Annotated in this window: 11 protein-coding genes; 7 read left to right on the top strand and 4 right to left on the bottom strand. The window is 56.9% G+C overall.

Annotation, left to right across the window (positions count from 1 at the left end):
- The first annotated feature begins 43 nt into the window (after window positions 1-43).
- Together BLR25_RS00590 and BLR25_RS00595 are read left to right on the top strand one after the other, a co-directional pair.
- Window positions 44-973, top strand: a complete 930-nt coding sequence (locus BLR25_RS00590) for a dihydrodipicolinate synthase family protein (protein WP_091931812.1) — start codon at window positions 44-46, stop codon at window positions 971-973.
- A 131-nt stretch (window positions 974-1104) separates the two neighbouring features.
- Window positions 1105-1422 (top strand): DUF3579 domain-containing protein, encoded by a 318-nt coding sequence (locus tag BLR25_RS00595; protein ID WP_091931815.1) that lies wholly within the window; start codon window positions 1105-1107, stop codon window positions 1420-1422.
- A 112-nt stretch (window positions 1423-1534) separates the two neighbouring features.
- Here the strand turns inward: BLR25_RS00595 and BLR25_RS00600 are convergent, their stop codons facing one another.
- The 4 genes from BLR25_RS00600 to rpoH form a co-directional block, all read right to left on the bottom strand.
- Window positions 1535-3037, bottom strand: a complete 1503-nt coding sequence (locus tag BLR25_RS00600) for a tripartite tricarboxylate transporter permease (protein ID WP_091931818.1) — start codon at window positions 3035-3037, stop codon at window positions 1535-1537.
- A gap of 18 nt (window positions 3038-3055) precedes the next feature.
- Window positions 3056-3544, bottom strand: coding sequence for a tripartite tricarboxylate transporter TctB family protein (locus BLR25_RS00605; RefSeq protein WP_091931821.1), 489 nt, complete (start codon window positions 3542-3544; stop codon window positions 3056-3058).
- Window positions 3545-3924: 380 nt separating this feature from the next.
- Window positions 3925-4932 carry a LacI family DNA-binding transcriptional regulator gene (locus BLR25_RS00610; RefSeq protein ID WP_091931824.1) on the bottom strand — a complete coding sequence of 336 codons (1008 nt, stop codon included), beginning with the start codon at window positions 4930-4932 and terminating at the stop codon, window positions 3925-3927.
- A 311-nt stretch (window positions 4933-5243) separates the two neighbouring features.
- Window positions 5244-6095 (bottom strand): RNA polymerase sigma factor RpoH, encoded by an 852-nt coding sequence (rpoH, locus tag BLR25_RS00615; RefSeq protein ID WP_091931828.1) that lies wholly within the window; start codon window positions 6093-6095, stop codon window positions 5244-5246.
- A gap of 313 nt (window positions 6096-6408) precedes the next feature.
- Between rpoH and BLR25_RS00620 the strand changes: the two genes are divergently transcribed.
- The 5 genes from BLR25_RS00620 (at window position 6409) to BLR25_RS00640 (ending at window position 15833) form a co-directional block, all read left to right on the top strand.
- Window positions 6409-8247, top strand: a complete 1839-nt coding sequence (locus BLR25_RS00620) for a type I restriction-modification system subunit M (RefSeq protein WP_091931831.1) — start codon at window positions 6409-6411, stop codon at window positions 8245-8247.
- On the top strand, window positions 8244-9587 hold the full coding sequence (locus BLR25_RS00625; protein WP_091931834.1) for a restriction endonuclease subunit S: 1344 nt from the start codon (window positions 8244-8246) through the stop codon (window positions 9585-9587). Before BLR25_RS00620 ends, BLR25_RS00625 begins: the two co-directional genes overlap by 4 nt.
- An 11-nt stretch (window positions 9588-9598) precedes the next feature.
- Window positions 9599-12712 carry a type I restriction endonuclease subunit R gene (locus BLR25_RS00630; RefSeq protein ID WP_091931838.1) on the top strand — a complete coding sequence of 1038 codons (3114 nt, stop codon included), beginning with the start codon at window positions 9599-9601 and terminating at the stop codon, window positions 12710-12712.
- 279 nt (window positions 12713-12991) lie between these two features.
- Complete coding sequence (locus BLR25_RS00635) at window positions 12992-14590, top strand: SAVED domain-containing protein (RefSeq protein ID WP_143009717.1); 1599 nt, start codon at window positions 12992-12994, stop codon at window positions 14588-14590.
- 25 nt (window positions 14591-14615) lie between these two features.
- Entirely contained in the window at window positions 14616-15833 is a 1218-nt protein-coding gene (locus BLR25_RS00640) for a nucleotidyltransferase domain-containing protein (protein WP_091931845.1), read from the top strand.
- Window positions 15834-15837 lie beyond the last annotated feature (4 nt).

Here is a 15837-nt window from a genome sequence, read left to right on the forward strand (position 1 = left end):
GCCTTGGCATGGGTCGCCCCGTTTTTTCAGGAAATGAGTCCCGATGCAAACTGCTAGCCAATACTGCGGTGTCTGGCCCGTCATGCTGACGCCCTTCGACGAACACCGCGAGATCGACTGGGCGTCGTTGGAGAAACTGATCGAATGGTATCTGCGCGCCGGCGTCTCGGGCCTGTTCGCCAACTGCCAGTCGAGCGAGATGTTCTTTTTGTCGGAAGCTGAATCGTTACAGCTTGTCCGCTTCGTGCTCGAGCGCGTCGATGGGCGCGTCCCGGTCGTGGCCTCCGGCCACACCGCCTGCGCCCTGTCGCAACAGATCGACCAGCTCGGCAAGATGGCCGAAACCGGCGTCGATAGCCTGATCCTGATCAGCAACCGACTCGCTGCGGCCAGCGAAGGCGACGACACCGTATTGAACAGCCTGCAGCGCATCACCGCCGCGCTCGACGACCGGGTCGGACTCGGTATCTATGAATGTCCGCATCCCTACAAGCGCCTGCTCTCCGACGAGGTCGTGCGCTGGTGCGCGGAGAGTGGGCGCTACACCTTCATCAAGGACACTTGCTGCCAGATCGACACGATCAAACGGCGACTCGAGCTGACCCGTGGCAGCCGCGTCCACCTCGCCAACGCTAACGGCCAGACCTTGCTCGCGTCATTGCAGGCGGGGGCGCACGGCTACAGCGGCGTCATGGCAAACTTCCATCCCGAGTTGTACGTCTGGCTGTGCAAGCACTGGCAAGACGCGCCGGAAAAAGCCCGGATCGTTTCCGACTATCTTGCCACGGCCTCGCTCGCCGAATCGCTCGATTACCCGATCTGCGCCAAGGACTACCAGGTGTCGATCGGCAATTTCCGCACGGCGACGAGCCGGACGCGCGACCCGGCGCACTACTACAGCGCCCATTTCGCGACCAATACCCAGCAGATGGTGCGCCTGGGCGAAACGCTGAAAACGCTGCTCGCGCTCTGAGTTGCCGCCCCCGTTCCGCCTGTCGTCCGCTTTTCGTTGGACGGCCGGTGCGAACGTATGGGAAAATGACCGGATGATGGCGCCGTGTGTGGGCGCCCTGCCGTTTCTTATTGCGTGTTGAGATCGATATTATGGAAATTCTGGAATCCGGGTGCCTGGTCATCATCGGCCGCACCAACTCCGGCCGCGTCTTCCGCCCGAGCGACTGGGATCAGCGCCTGTGCTGCTCCGTGTCGAAGTTCGAGGACGGACGACTGACCTATTCGAAGTATGTCCGGCCCATCCACAAGGATAAGGACAAAGGCGTATTTATCGCCGCCGAGTTGAAAAAGGAAGACCCGGAACTCTGGGACTTCGTCGTCAACTTCGCCAAGGACAACGACCTGATGATCGAATGGCCGGAAGTCTGCATCCTGCCCGAGCCGGCCGCCGCAGAACCGACCGCCTGACGCAGGTCGCGGGAAGGTCGATCGCCGGACGCGCGATCGACGCAAAAAAACAGCCGACGCAGCACGCTTGCTGCGGTCGGCTTTTTTATTGCCGGAGGAAGCCCGGCGGGGTTCAGTCGATCTCGCCGGCGATCATCGCCTTCTTGTTCTTGATCTCGGCATAGACGCTGCCGGAGAACACGATCGCGGCAAGGATCAGCATGACCAGCGAGATCGGGCTTTCGACCAGACCGATCAGGCTGCCGCCGTTGATCTTGACCGATTGCAGCAGCGCCTTCTCCATCATCGTGCCCAGCACATAGGTGAGCACGATCGGCGCCATCGGAATGTCGATCTTCTTCATGATGTAACCGAGTACCCCGAAGACCAGCATGACACCGACATCCCACAGGTCATTGGAAACGGTATAGGCGCCGATGATCGAGATGATCAGCACAATGGGATAGAGCAGCTTGGCCGGCACCAGCGCGATCCGCGCCCACCAGCCGGCCAGCGGCAGATTCATGAGCAGCAGCATGGCATTGCCGATGAACATGCTGGCGATCACGCCCCAGACGAAAGTCGGATTCTGCGTAAACAGGATCGGTCCCGGCGTCAGCCCGTGCATGACGAAGGCGCCGAGCAGGATGGCGATGGTCGGAGAACTCGGAATGCCCAGTGTCAGCAGCGGGATCATCGCACCGCCGCAATACGAATTGTTGGCGGTTTCCGGACCGGCGACGCCTTCGATGGCGCCCTTGCCGAATTTCTCCGGCGTCTTCGACAGCTTCTTCTCCATCGAGTACGACAGCAGCGCCGGAATCGCCGAGTTGGTGCCCGGAATCAGGCCGATGAAGAAGCCGAGACCGGTCCCGCGCAGGATCGCGTTGGTTGTCGTCTTCATTTCCTTTTTCTCGGGCCACAGGCTCGACAGCTTCTCCGGTTTGCCGACGGCATTGAGGTTTTCCATACCGAGAAAGATTTCCGACAGGCCGAACAAGCCCATGGCGATCGTCACCAGGTCAAGACCGTTCATCAGGAAAGGCTGCCCGAAGGTAAAGCGCAAAGTACCGGTGATCGAATCCATGCCGATCACCGAGAGCATCAGGCCGATGAACATGGCGACCAGGCCGCGCACGATCGAACTGCCCATCAGGCCGACGACCATCGTCATGCCGAAGAGCATCAGCGAGAACATCTCCGAGGGCCCGAAGCGCAGCGCGAAGTCGGCCAGCGGCGGACCGATCAGCGCGAGGCCCAGCACCGAGGCAACGCCGCCGACGAAGGAGCCCAAGGCCGCCACCCCGAGCGCGACCCCGGCACGCCCCTGCTTGGCCATTTCATGCCCGTCGAGGCAGGTGATCACCGAGGCGGCCTCGCCCGGCGTGTTGATCAGCACCGAGGTGATCGTCCCGCCGTACATGCCACCATAATAAATCCCGGACAGCATGATGATCGCCGAGACCGGCGACATGCCGTAGGTCAGCGGGATCAGCAGCGCCGTCGCGGTGGTCGGGCCGATGCCCGGCAGCACGCCGACCAGCTGGCCGACGGTGACGCCGATCAGGCAATACAGGAGGTTCTGCCATGTCATCGCCACGCCAAAACCCGACAACAAACCCATCAGTGATTCCATAGTGCGATGCTCCGGCGGTCAGGGCAGGGGGACGGAAAAACAGATCTTGAAGATGCCGTAGCAGACCAGCGAGATCCCGATCGACAACAGCACCGCCTGCCACAGCTTGTAGTGCGGCACGAACATGATCAGCAGCAAGAGCGAGCCGGCGATGATGAAGCCGGTGTGATTGAGCAGCAGCACGAAGACCATGCAGGACAGGAACACCGTCGCGACATTGGTCAGTTCTTTCCGCCCGGGGAAGCACTCGCCGACGCGGAACACCTGGCCGTGGCAGGACTGCCAGATGTAGGCGAGCGCCACGACGATCGACAGACCGGTCAGCCAGCGCGGATACATACCCGGCCCAGCGCCGATCAGCCGCGACTTGTACAGGAGATCGAAGGAGACGACAAAAAACAGCAGCGAAAACGCCAGATACCCTAGCCCGAACCACAGGCCGGCATTCTGCTTCTTGACCCACGCCGAAAACGTTTTTGGCTGGTCAGCGGCGGTCGTTTCTTCCATGCGCACACCCCTTCCTAATCAAAGCCCAAAAACCCGTCTCCGCCGCATCGTGTCGCAGCGGGAGAACAGATCCTTGTCGCTGTTGAACAGACTGCCGGACGTTTTTGAGCCGATGCCCACGCACGAAAGCGCAAACGGATTCAAGACTGCCATCGCATCAGGCTGTCGTTGCCGACCTCCTGACGAGCGATTGACTCAAGCACGTCCCGACAAGCCTGTGCAAGCCACGACAGCGCCTCTTGAAACCATGACCCACGCGTCCCCAAGCCCGCAATCTATACGCCTCAAAGACGAATGTCTACTGACAGCAAAGGCTCATGGCGACTCACGCTGTTACGATTTAGCCACAGCCACGCGAAAGGCGAAGGAAAACAGCAGATTCAGAAATTCCGGCAGATGATTTCGCAAGGCACGGTGTCGGTTTCGCCCGGCAGGCCGACCGGATCACGCGGCGCCAGCAAACGCTCGAACAGGCGTTCGGCGATGGCCTTCTCGTTCTGGCGGACGGCAACGATCCGGTTGGGCAGGAGATCCAGCATGGCGTGATCGTCGAAGGTGCCGATCAACAGCGCCGGATCGATGTTGCCCATCTGTTCGCGCAATTGCAGCAAGGCCCCTTCGAGCACGAGCAATGACGAACACATGAAGGCGGCCGGCGGTCGCCGCAACTCGTCGATGAGGATGCGCATCAGATGCCGGCCGGCGTCGGGACTGTCGTTGGCATCCGTCCAGATCCGCGACGCGACGTCATCGACGCCGGACTCGGCGCAAGCCGTCTCGAAGCCACGGATACGATCCTGAATACTCGGCGAATCGGCATGCGCGCACAGGAAGAAACATTCGCCGCCGGCGGATTCCTGCAGCATGCGGCGCGCCATTTCCAGCCCGCCCTGGTAGTTGTCGCTGACGACGGCGGGAAACGGCCAGGAAGGGTAGCCACGGTCGAAGGCGACGATCGACGCGCGCGTCTTGTTGCTGCGCAGTTGCGGAAGCACCACCGACTGGCAGGGAGCGATCGCCAGCCCATCGACATCGCGTTCGAGCAGGCTCGTGATTGCGCGGTTTTCGAGTTCCGGACTCTCGTGCGAGGCCAGCGTCAGCAGCAGCAGATTGCGTTCGTTGCAACGGGCTTCCAGCGCCGCCATCAGCCGCGCGAAATAGGCGTTGGCAAGGTCGGGCACGACGAAGCCGATCGTCTCCGTGCGGGCGAGCTTGAGGCTGCGCGCGGCATGGTTGATCGAGTAACCGTGGATGGCGATGTAATCCTCGATCGCCTGGCGGGTCTTGGCGCTGATGCGGTAGCGATCGGTCTGCCCGTTGATGACGAAGCGGACGGTGGTGATCGAAAAGCCGGTAGCCTTGGCAATTTCTTCGACAGTTTTTGACATACCGGGTTTCCTAGGGTGTGTTCTCAATTAAGCGTTGGTTGCGCAAGGGTCTGGCGAGGCGTAGCGCTAGGCGGCGGATGCGCCGGTCGTCTGCAGCGTTGCGCGTCTTGCGAAGGGAACAACCCTTCGCTACGGCACGCGCCTTGCAGCCGATCCGGCGCAGGGCGCAACGCAATCCAGCGGTCAATTGAGAGCACACCCTAGCGAAACGAACGAATACGCGAAACGTCGATTATCTCAGGAAACAGGGCCGGAAAAGAAAAACCGCCCGCAAATGGCGGGCGGTTTTGGCTGTGGTGTCAGGCGCCGGATCAGGCGACCAGCGGTGCCAGACTGGCGCGCATCTTCTGCATCGCCTTGACCTCGATCTGCCGGATACGCTCGGCCGACACGCCGAATTCCGCGGCAAGTTCATGCAAGGTTGCCGGTTCTTCAGCCAACCAGCGCGACTCGACGATGCGCCGACTACGCTCATCCAGTTCACCCAGCGCCATCTGCAGGCCTTCGCCTTGCAGATGATCCGCCGCCCGGCTCTCCAGAACTCGCACCGGCTCGGAGCGATTGTCCTGCAGGTAGGCGATCGGCGCGAAGGCCTCGTCCTCATCGTTACCGGGCTCGAGCGCCACGTCGTGACCGCTCAGCCGGGTCTCCATCTCGGTCACGTCTTCCGGCTTGACCTTGAGCTGTTCGGAGATCGCGTCGATCTGCGCCGGGGTCAGCGCCTCGCTGCTCTCCTTCATGCTACGCAGATTGAAGAACAGCTTGCGCTGCGCCTTGGTCGTCGCGACCTTGACGAGGCGCCAGTTGCGCAACACATATTCGTGGATCTCGGCCTTGATCCAGTGGATGGCGAAGGAAACCAGGCGCACGCCCTGCGACGGGTCGAAGCGCTTGACCGCCTTCATCAGGCCGATATTGCCTTCCTGGATCAGGTCGGCATGCGGCAGACCGTAACCCAGATAGCCGCGCGCAATCGAGATGACCAGACGCAGGTGCGAAAGAACCAGCTGACGCGCCGCTTCCAGATCGTTTTCCTCACGAAGGCGCGTTGCCAGCCGGAACTCTTCCTCCTCGGTCAGAATCGGAAATTGTTTCGCTGCCTGAATGTAGGCGTCGATATTGCCTACCGCAGAGATCGTCGGGAACGCCAGTGCTTGCGTCATTTGGAATCACACCTCCTGTTGTTACTAGGATTACCCAGAGCCATTTTAGCACTCGTTGCGTAAGAGTGCTAAACGCTCGAAAGGTTTCTTGTAACAGGGTGTTGATCACCGCGGCAACTATCGTCCGCAATTCAACTTGCTCCTTCCGCAACTCAACTTGCTCCCCTCGGAAAGTATCAATTTTGGCCAGCGAGCCACTTCAACGGTGACGGCTGGGCCTTAGTATGCCCTGGGGGGCAGCAACGAGTTATAGTCATGCTTTCGATAAAAGGCTGGCCAAATAAGCCATTCCAGCCAACACAACAACGAGAACATGAATCAACAAGCCCTCTCCTCCTTCATTTGGTCAGTTGCAGACCTACTACGCGGCGATTACAGACAATCCGAATACGGCAAAGTAATCCTCCCATTTACAGTTCTGCGCCGCCTGGATTGTGTGCTTGAATCCACCAAAGCGGCCGTGTTGGCCGAATTGAAAGCAAAGACGGCTGCCGGACTTAATCCTGACCCGTTTCTCCTACGCAAAGCGGGCCAGGGTTTCTACAACACTTCGCCGCTCGACCTCGGCAAACTCTTGGGCGACCAGGACAACATTCGCGAGAACCTCTATGCCTACATTCAGGGGTTTTCGCCGGCAGCTCTGGACATCTTTGAGCGCTTCGAGTTCTTCACCCAGGTCGAGCGACTGGCCAAAGCCGGGCTGCTCTATCTAGTCACTGAGAAATTCGCCAATATCGACCTACACCCGGATATCGTCGATAACGCCCAGATGGGCCTGGTGTTCGAGGAGCTAATTCGGAAGTTCGCCGAAATCTCGAACGAGACTGCCGGGGAGCACTTTACCCCGCGCGAAGTCATCCGGCTGATGGTGAATCTACTGTTTATTGAGGACGACGATGTTCTGACATCTGGCAATGCTGTTGTTCGGACCATCTACGACCCAACAGCCGGCACAGGCGGTATGCTTTCCGTGGCCGGTGAATACCTGTTGGAGCTCAATCCATCGGCTCGCCTAACCATGTTTGGTCAAGAGCTCAACGATGAGTCCTACGCCATCTGCAAGGCTGACATGCTCATCAAGGGCCAGGATGTCGGCAATATCGTGGTCGGCAACACCCTTTCCGAAGATGGCCACGGTGGCCGTAAATTCGATTACATGCTCTCCAATCCGCCGTTTGGCGTCGAATGGAAGAAGGTCGAGAAGGAAGTTCGCAAGGAAGCCGCGGACAAAGGTTTTGACGGCCGTTTCGGCCCCGGGTTGCCCCGGGTCTCCGACGGCTCAATGCTGTTCCTGCTCCACCTCATCAGCAAGATGCGTCCGGCTGTCGATGGTGGCAGTCGTATCGGTATCGTTCTCAATGGTTCGCCCCTGTTTACCGGCGGAGCAGGCAGTGGAGAATCTGAAATCCGTCGCTATGTGCTGGAAAACGACTTGGTCGAGGCCATCATCGGTTTGCCAACCGATATGTTTTACAACACCGGTATTAGCACCTATGTCTGGATTCTCTCCAACAAGAAGCCAGGGGTCCGCAAAGGTAAGGTACAGCTCATCGACGCAAGCAGCTTCTGGCAGAAGATGCGCAAAAGTCTCGGCAGCAAGCGAAAAGAGCTGTCCGACGAACATATCGCCGATATCACACGCCTGTTCGGCGCATTCACCGAAGCCAACCTTGCGACTTTGCTGGATGCCTCTGGCAAGGAAATCAGCCGGGTGCTCCTGGCTGAGGGGGAAACCCCTCCTCCAGTGCCAGAAGGCTGCCGTATCAAGACAGTTCCGATTTCACGCATCTTCAAGGATGAGGAATTCGGCTACACGACCATCACCGTCGAGCGCCCGCTACGCGATGCTGCCGGCAAAGTCCTGGTTGGCGAGAAGGGAAAACAAAAGGGCAAGCCCCAACCCGATGCCGCTCTGCGCGACACGGAAAACGTCCCGCTCTTGGACGATATTGACGCTTATTTCAAGCGGGAAGTGTTAGCGCATGCTCCGGATGCCTGGATTGACCAGGAAAAATCCAAGGTCGGCTATGAAATCCCGTTCAACCGACATTTCTATGTCTTCGAGCCTCCGCGGAGCCTACATGAGATTGACGAAGAGTTGAAGGCGGTGGCCACCAACATCACCAAGATGCTTGAGGGGCTGGCGGAATGAGCTTGCCAAGGTATCAGGGTTACAAGAATAGCGGTATTGCGTGGCTTGGCGATGTCCCATCTCACTGGGAGGTAATCCGCTACAAAGAACTTTTTGCAGAACGGAATGAGCGCTCGACAGAAGGTGGTGAAACATTGCTATCAGTCTCCGCGTACACGGGGGTCTCCCCTCGGGCAGATATCATCGACGAAGGGGATTTCTTAAGCCGCGCAGAGTCACTTGAAGGCTATAAGGTTTGCTATCCCAACGACCTAGTGATGAACATCATGCTCGCTTGGAATCGTGGGCTTGGATTCTCCGCGTACCATGGGATTGTTAGCCCGGCCTACAGCGTTTTTTCTCTCAAGCGTAAAGATAATCCTAGGTTTCTTGACTATCTGGTTAGAGAAGATAAGACCACGCTCCAATTCAAGGCATATTCATCAGGGGTGATTGAGTCTAGGTTACGGCTCTATCCCGAAGTGTTTGGGGCATTGTCTTGTAGTGTACCTCCACCAGAAGAACAAGAAGCCATCGCCACCTTCCTCGACCGAGAAACCGCCAAGATTGACGCCCTGGTTGCCGAGCAGGAAAAGCTTCTCACGCTCTTAGCAGAAAAGCGCCAAGCCACTATTTCACAAGCTGTGACCAAGGGCCTGAATCCGGATGTGCCGATGAAGGATTCGGGGGTAGAGTGGTTGGGAGAAGTACCGGCACATTGGGGGCACAGAAAGAAACTTCTTGATTTGGTGACAAGCCATCGACACTCCTTTGTAAACGGCCCCTTTGGAAGTGACTTGCTCACATCAGAGCTTGTCTCTGATGGAGTGCCCGTCATCTATATCCGGGATATCAAGCAGAGCGGCTATTGCAGGGTTAGTGAATGGTGCGTTACCGAAGAAAAGGCCGCACAACTTCAATTCTGCAACGTCCTGCCGGGAGACGTTTTGGTGGCCAAAGTCGGAGACCCACCAGGTTTGGCCGCTGTTTACCCACAAAATGAGCCAAACGGAATTATTACCCAAGATGTAATTCGTCTTCGGCTTGATATCTGTAAGGCCGATGGCAACTACGTCTGCTGGTTGCTTAACTCAAAATATGGTCAAACAGCGATTGACCAAATCTCGGTCGAATCGACGAGAACACGAGTGGGACTTGGAGAGTATAAGCAACTCCGGTTTTTCATCCCCCCGTTGAAAGAGCAGCAGGCGATTTCTATATTTCTTGATAAAGAAATGGGAAGGCTTGATGCACTTACGGTTGAAGCCTTGCGAGCAATTGGCCTCCTTAAAGAGCGCCGCACCGCCCTAATCTCCGCCGCCGTTACCGGAAAAATCGACGTCCGTCACCTAGCCAATTAAGAGAGCGCCAAATGCCAGGCCTGCACCAAGAACACCACTTCGAATCGGCGATTTGTGAGCATCTTGGTCAGAATGGCTGGCTCTATGAGGAAGCCGATGCCACCCTGTACGACCGGCAAAATGCTCTGTTCCTTCCCGACCTGCTAACCTGGGTCGAGGCCACCCAGCCGGATAGCTGGCAACAACTGAGCAAGACACACGGTGCCAGCCTGCCGAAGGTCCTGGCCGAGCGGGTACGTAAATGCCTTAACGAGCACGGCACGCTGGAAGTGCTGCGCCGCGGTGTCGAGATAGTCGGCCTCAAGAAGCCGCTCGCCATGGTGCAGTTCAAGCCAGCACTGGGACTAAACGCAACCATCCAGAAAGCCTACGAGGCCAACAGCCTTCGCGTGGTCCGCCAAGTCCATCACTCGTTGAACAACACCAAAGAAGCACTGGACCTGGTGCTCTTCGTGAACGGTATCGCCGTGGCTACCGCCGAACTGAAGTCCGACTTCACGCAAAGCGTCGGCGATGCCGTCGACCAATACCGCTTTGACCGTCATCCGACCCCGAAGGGAGGACTGGTCGAACCGCTGCTGGCCTTCCCCGGCGCAGCCCTCGTCCATTTCGCGGTTAGCCAAAGCGAAGTCATGATGGCGACGCAATTGGCTGGTCCGGCCACGACTTTTCTGCCGTTCAACCGCGGCAATGAAGGTGGCGCAGGCAACGAACCCAATCCCTATGGCTACGCCACCGCTTACCTCTGGGAAGACGTCTGGCAGCGCGACAGCTGGCTCGAAATCCTCGGTCGTTACCTCATGGGTAAGCGCAACGACAAGAAACAACTGACTGGCGTCATCTTCCCGCGCTTCCACCAACTCGACGCCACGCGCAAACTGGTGGCCGACGTTCTAGAAAACGGACCCGGCGAGCGTTACCTGATTCAGCACTCGGCCGGCTCCGGCAAAACCAACTCGATAGCCTGGACTGCTCACTTCCTGGCCGACTTGCATGATGCTAAGCACCAGAAGCTGTTCGACAGTATCCTGGTGGTTTCCGACCGCAATGTGCTTGACGCCCAATTGCAGGAAGCTATCTTTGATTTTCAGCGCACCACCGGCGTGGTTGCCACCATTTCCGATGACCACGGCAGCAAGAGCGCCCAACTATCCCAGGCACTCAAGGACGGCAAAAAAATCATTGTCTGCACTATCCAGACCTTCCCGTTTGCGCTCGAAGCCGTCCAGAAGCTCTCGGCCACCGAAGGGAAGCGCTTTGCCGTCATTGCCGACGAAGCCCATAGCTCCCAGACCGGAGAAGCTGCTGCCAAGCTTAAGCAGGTGCTGTCTGCCGAGGAGCTTGCTGAATTCCAGGATGGCGGCGAAGTTGATACCGAGACCTTGCTGGCTCTCCAGATGTCGGCCAAGGCCAGCCAAGACAAAGGCCTGACCTACATCGCCTTCACGGCAACGCCCAAGCAGAAGACGCTTGAGCTGTTCGGCCGCAAAGACGAAGACGGCTTACCTCAAGCCTTCCACGTCTACTCGATGCGTCAGGCGATTGAAGAAGGCTTCATCCTCGATGTCCTCCAGAACTACACGACCTACAAGCTGGCGTTCAAGCTCGCCAACAATGGCCAGGAGTACGACGAGAAACAGGTCGAGAAGTCGGAAGCCCTGAAGGGAATCATGCAGTGGGTCCGCCTGCACCCCTACAATATCGCGCAGAAGGTCCAGACGGTCGTCGAACACTTCCGCGAGAACGTTCAGCCGCTGCTCAACGGTAAGGCCAAGGCCATGGTCGTGGTCAGCAGCCGTAAAGAGGCCGTACGCTGGCAGAAGGCCATCACGGCCTATATCCAGAAGCATAGTTACAAGCTGGGTGTCCTGGTAGCCTTCTCAGGTGAAATCACCGACTACGATAGCTACCCCGAATCCGTCTCGGAACACAGCAAACTGCTCAACCCTGAATTGAAAGGGCGAGATATCCGCGATGCCTTTGCCGAACCGGACTATCACCTGCTGCTGGTAGCCAACAAATTCCAGACTGGTTTCGACCAACCGCTGCTCTGCGGCATGTATGTCGATAAACGGTTGGCCGGCATCCAAGCGGTACAAACGCTGTCCCGACTGAACCGCGCTTATCCCGGCAAGGACACCACCTACATCCTCGACTTCGTCAACGAATCCGAGGATGTCCTGGAAGCCTTCAAGACCTATTACGAAACCGCCCAGCTCGAAGCTACCACCGACCCGAACCTGGTCCTCGACCTTCGCGCAAAATTGGACGCTGCCGGTTACTACGATAATTATGAGGTCGACCGGGTCGCCCAGGTAGAGATGGACCCGAAAGGCACACAGGCTCAACTCAATGCCGCCATTGCGCCCGTCGCAGACCGACTGCTCAAACGCTACAAGGCCCTTCGGACAGCCAAAGCCACTGCTGACGCCAACAAGGACGAACAAGCTGCCAAGGCAGCCAAGGAGGCGATGGAAGTGCTGGTGCTCTTCAAGAAAGACATGGGCGCCTATAACCGCCTCTATGCCTTCTTGTCGCAAATATTCGATTACGGCAATACCGACATCGAGAAACGCTTCATCTTCTTCAAGCGTCTGATACCGCTACTGGACTTTGGGCGAGAGCGGGACACCGTTGACCTATCCAAGGTGGTGTTGACCCACCACACCTTGCGTAACAAGGGACAGCATAGCCTTGACCTTCAGCAGGGCGAATCGAAGAAGTTGCAACCCATGGCCGAAACTGGCGGCGGCACTCTCCATGACAAGGAAAAGGCCTATCTCGAGGAAATCATCCAGCAGGTGAACGGGCTGTTCGAAGGCGACCTTTCTGACAACGACCAGCTCGTCTATGTGAATGGTGTCCTAAAAGGGAAGCTCCTGGAGAACGAAACGCTGGTTCAGCAGGCGGCCAACAACACCAAGGAGCAGTTTGCCAACTCTCCAGACCTGTCACAAGCGCTTCTCAACGCCATTATGGATGCGCTGGGTGCGCATACAACGATGAGCACCCAGGCTCTGGGCTCGGAGAAGATTCGCGAGGGATTGAAAGATACTCTGTTGGGGCCGGCGCAGTTGTATGAGGAGCTTCGAGCTAAGGCTTGGCCGTCAGCCACAGTTGCTTAATATATTTATATATCAACCACCTCGCCATGAGTTTAACCCTTGCGGCTTTCAATCCGCCAAATAGTCCGCCAAATCAAACGCCACTTGAGTGGCCATGTTCTTTTAATGCATTGAAATATAAGACGAATATAATTCATAGAATCAGCCACGCAATCCGCCAAAGAATCAGCCAATTCGTCGTCTCGGGTCCTTTCGTGCCATTAGAATTGACGACTAATGGAGACTTGTTTTTCCATACCGTACGTTGCACTTATGTTTAGCTAACCTAGGAATTCTTGCATGCTAGGTTCAGTAATCGTCTCGTCACCACCCATGCATCCCGTCGGATTGACCGATGAGGAGCTGGCTCGTCTGCTTCAAGGGCTTTTAGCCGCTGGGAAAGAATCTCTGCTGGTAGTCAATCGATTCACCTGCAGTGTGTTTTCGAAGGAAGCCTCGACCAATGTGTGGGACTTTGAGGGTATCGGTGACCTTGGTGGAGACTCCTTGAGCGCCATGTCTTCGTACTTCAGGCGCCGTGTCCTTAAATGGGCTGAAACCACCGCAACTAACCCAAGGGATGCCAACCTATCAGCCTTGAGGGTCACTGCAGCAACCAAGAAAGTGGTTCAGTCTTGGCAGGCTGCAGTGCTCGGGGCCACTACCTCCAAGGGGCGCACAGGTGAGGTAAGTTCAAAAACAGCTCAAAAGGTGTTCATGGCATCGGCGTGGCGCTGTCAATTTGATGGGTGCGGCGAAGACCTTTCATCTCATTTTGCGACAGATGGGCACGCGAACTACAGCTATCTCGCCCACATCGTTGCCTCGTCGGCAGATGGCCCTCGCGGGGATGCGGTCCAGTCTCCACTGCTAGCCGACGACGCTGAGAACATCATGTTGCTTTGCGACAAGTGCCATCGGCTTATCGACCGAGTAGCTCCGGCCATTTATACAACGGAAAAGCTTCGAGCCATGCGTGCCCGAAACGTTGCCGATATAAAGCGCCTTCTTGCTGGTCTCCAGTACCCACCGGCTGAGCCAATCATGCTAATCGGCAACGTCACGGGGCAGCCTCATCACTACTCGAAGCGGAACGTCGAAGACGCCATGCTTAATGTCGGGCTAAGACCTAGTAGAGATGAGCCGGAGTATTTCTGTTTCAATAGCTACATCTTGCACAACCCGCATTCGGCGGCATACTGGGGCAGTCTCTTCGAGTCGCTTTCCACCGACATCCCTCGCATGAAAGCCCTCTTGAACGGCTCGGCGCGAGGTCATGCGCGACCTCACCTTGCTGTCTTCCCGATACATAGCACCTCAGTTTTGATACTGGGCGGTCGGCTCATTGGTGACACGGCCGGAGTTTCAGTCTTTCAATTCCACCGAGACAAGGTGGCGGGCAACCAAGGTGGGCAGTGGGCATGGCCGTCGGATGCTACCGAGCCACGCCCCGAAAAGTATCGACTGGAGGTTCTCAAGGACCACCAGAGTGAGACCGAGGCTTGCCTATTGGTGTCACTGACGTTCGACATTGCTCAAGATAGACTGACTGCTGAATGCTACGAAAACGGTGTGCTGAAGTTGCCAACTCTTAAGCTCACCGCTAACCGATTTAGCTCTGATGTCATCGGACATCCCAAGGACTTGGAACTCTTTGGCACCAAGCTGGATGAAGCCATCCGTACACTTCAGGATAGATGGAAGGTTCGGCGCATTCATCTCTTCGTAGGTGCGCCGGCTTCTGCCTGCTTCCGTGTAGGGCAAAAAATTCAAGCACGCAATCAAGCCATATATGTCTGCTACGAGACCGACCGGGGCTCCGGAAGCCCGTTTAAGCAAACCATAGAAATTTCATCAACCTTGGTCTCCGGCCCTGGCGGTGAGCAGGTAGCGCTCTAATCTTGAACCATGAAAGCCTCTTGATATGACTACTGCAAATAGCTACGCAAAACGCATTTTTGATGCCCTCCAGGCACGCCAGGAAAGGGTCCAATGGGAGGCTTTCATTGTGGAGATGCTTCAGAAGCTGGAACTCTCACAGGAAGAGCGTGCTCGAGCCACCGCGCGATACGAAGCGCTCGGGCGACACGTTGCAGCAAAGCTGGATATGGCCGATGCCGATGCGTACGTCTTCGTCCAAGGCTCCATGCGCACACAGACAACGGTATCGCCGAGAGGCAACCAGAATTTCGACCTCGACATAGTGGTAAAGCTTACGGGCCCAAAGGTTCATGGCATTACTAACCCCGAACCATTCTTCCAAGCTTTTGGCTCCGCATTAAAGGGTATTCATGGCGCAGGTGAACCCACACAAAAACGTCGCTGCTGGCGCCTCAATTACCCTGGCGAGCCATTCTATTTCGATGTAACGCCTGCCTTACCTGATAGTCGTTCGATGGGCTTGAGCGTAGCTACCGACCTCCGGGTTCGAGACCCTGACACCCGTTGGAGTCCCTCCAATCCGGAAGAGTTTGCCGACTGGTTCTGCACGATTGCTGATAAGCGGTTCTCTTTCCACCGAGAGCTGCGAGAGATGCTTGCCAAAGCTGACACGCAAGTCACCCCGATTCCTGATACACCTGTTGGTATCGACGATATCCTTCGGCGCGGCATTCAGCTTATGAAGCTGCATCGTGACAACTATTACTGGAATCTTTCTGAAGAGCGAAAGGACGCGAAGCCCATTTCAGTCATCTTGGTAACGTTGGCCGGACATGCCTACAACAACATGGTGACCCACGAACAAACGGCCTATTCATCGCCTATTGAAGTCCTTTTGGAATTGGTTGACCGCATGCCTCGGGGCATTTTTACTGATGGCAGGAGCTACTGCGTTTCAAACCCGGCGTTAACTATGGAGAACTTCGCTGACCGCTGGAACTCCGATAGAGGCCTTCGAGCGCGGGAGTTCAATACCTGGCATAAGCAACTCGTTGCTGACCTTGAGGCTCTGTTCTCAGAGGAGTACAGCAAGAAGAGCGAGGCTCGTATTAGGAGCGTCTTTGGCCAATATGGCGTAGATGCTTGGAAAGCCTCGATGCCTACAAGCCCATTACAAGGCCTGCTCGCCGCGGTTCCTGGTCAGCCTCGGACCAATCCGACGACGGTGCGTCCTCAGGGTTCGAAAAACACGCTGGCTTGAAGTA

Origin of the sequence: Propionivibrio dicarboxylicus (assembly GCF_900099695.1) — a bacterium.
GTDB classification, from domain to species: Bacteria; Pseudomonadota; Gammaproteobacteria; order Burkholderiales; family Rhodocyclaceae; genus Propionivibrio; species Propionivibrio dicarboxylicus.

Excerpts from the sequence above, each read along its gene's own strand:
- BLR25_RS00605 (WP_091931821.1), bottom strand. The coding sequence starts at position 3,544 with ATGGAAGAAACGACCGCCGCTGACCAGCCAAAAACGTTTTCGGCGTGG.
- BLR25_RS00640 (WP_091931845.1), top strand. The coding sequence starts at position 14,616 with ATGACTACTGCAAATAGCTACGCAAAACGCATTTTTGATGCCCTCCAG.
- BLR25_RS00595 (WP_091931815.1), top strand. The coding sequence starts at position 1,105 with ATGGAAATTCTGGAATCCGGGTGCCTGGTCATCATCGGCCGCACCAAC.
- BLR25_RS00630 (WP_091931838.1), top strand. The coding sequence starts at position 9,599 with ATGCCAGGCCTGCACCAAGAACACCACTTCGAATCGGCGATTTGTGAG.
- BLR25_RS00600 (WP_091931818.1), bottom strand. The coding sequence starts at position 3,037 with ATGGAATCACTGATGGGTTTGTTGTCGGGTTTTGGCGTGGCGATGACA.
- rpoH (WP_091931828.1), bottom strand. The coding sequence starts at position 6,095 with ATGACGCAAGCACTGGCGTTCCCGACGATCTCTGCGGTAGGCAATATC.
- BLR25_RS00625 (WP_091931834.1), top strand. The coding sequence starts at position 8,244 with ATGAGCTTGCCAAGGTATCAGGGTTACAAGAATAGCGGTATTGCGTGG.
- BLR25_RS00610 (WP_091931824.1), bottom strand. The coding sequence starts at position 4,932 with ATGTCAAAAACTGTCGAAGAAATTGCCAAGGCTACCGGCTTTTCGATC.
- BLR25_RS00590 (WP_091931812.1), top strand. The coding sequence starts at position 44 with ATGCAAACTGCTAGCCAATACTGCGGTGTCTGGCCCGTCATGCTGACG.
- BLR25_RS00620 (WP_091931831.1), top strand. The coding sequence starts at position 6,409 with ATGAATCAACAAGCCCTCTCCTCCTTCATTTGGTCAGTTGCAGACCTA.
- BLR25_RS00635 (WP_143009717.1), top strand. The coding sequence starts at position 12,992 with ATGCTAGGTTCAGTAATCGTCTCGTCACCACCCATGCATCCCGTCGGA.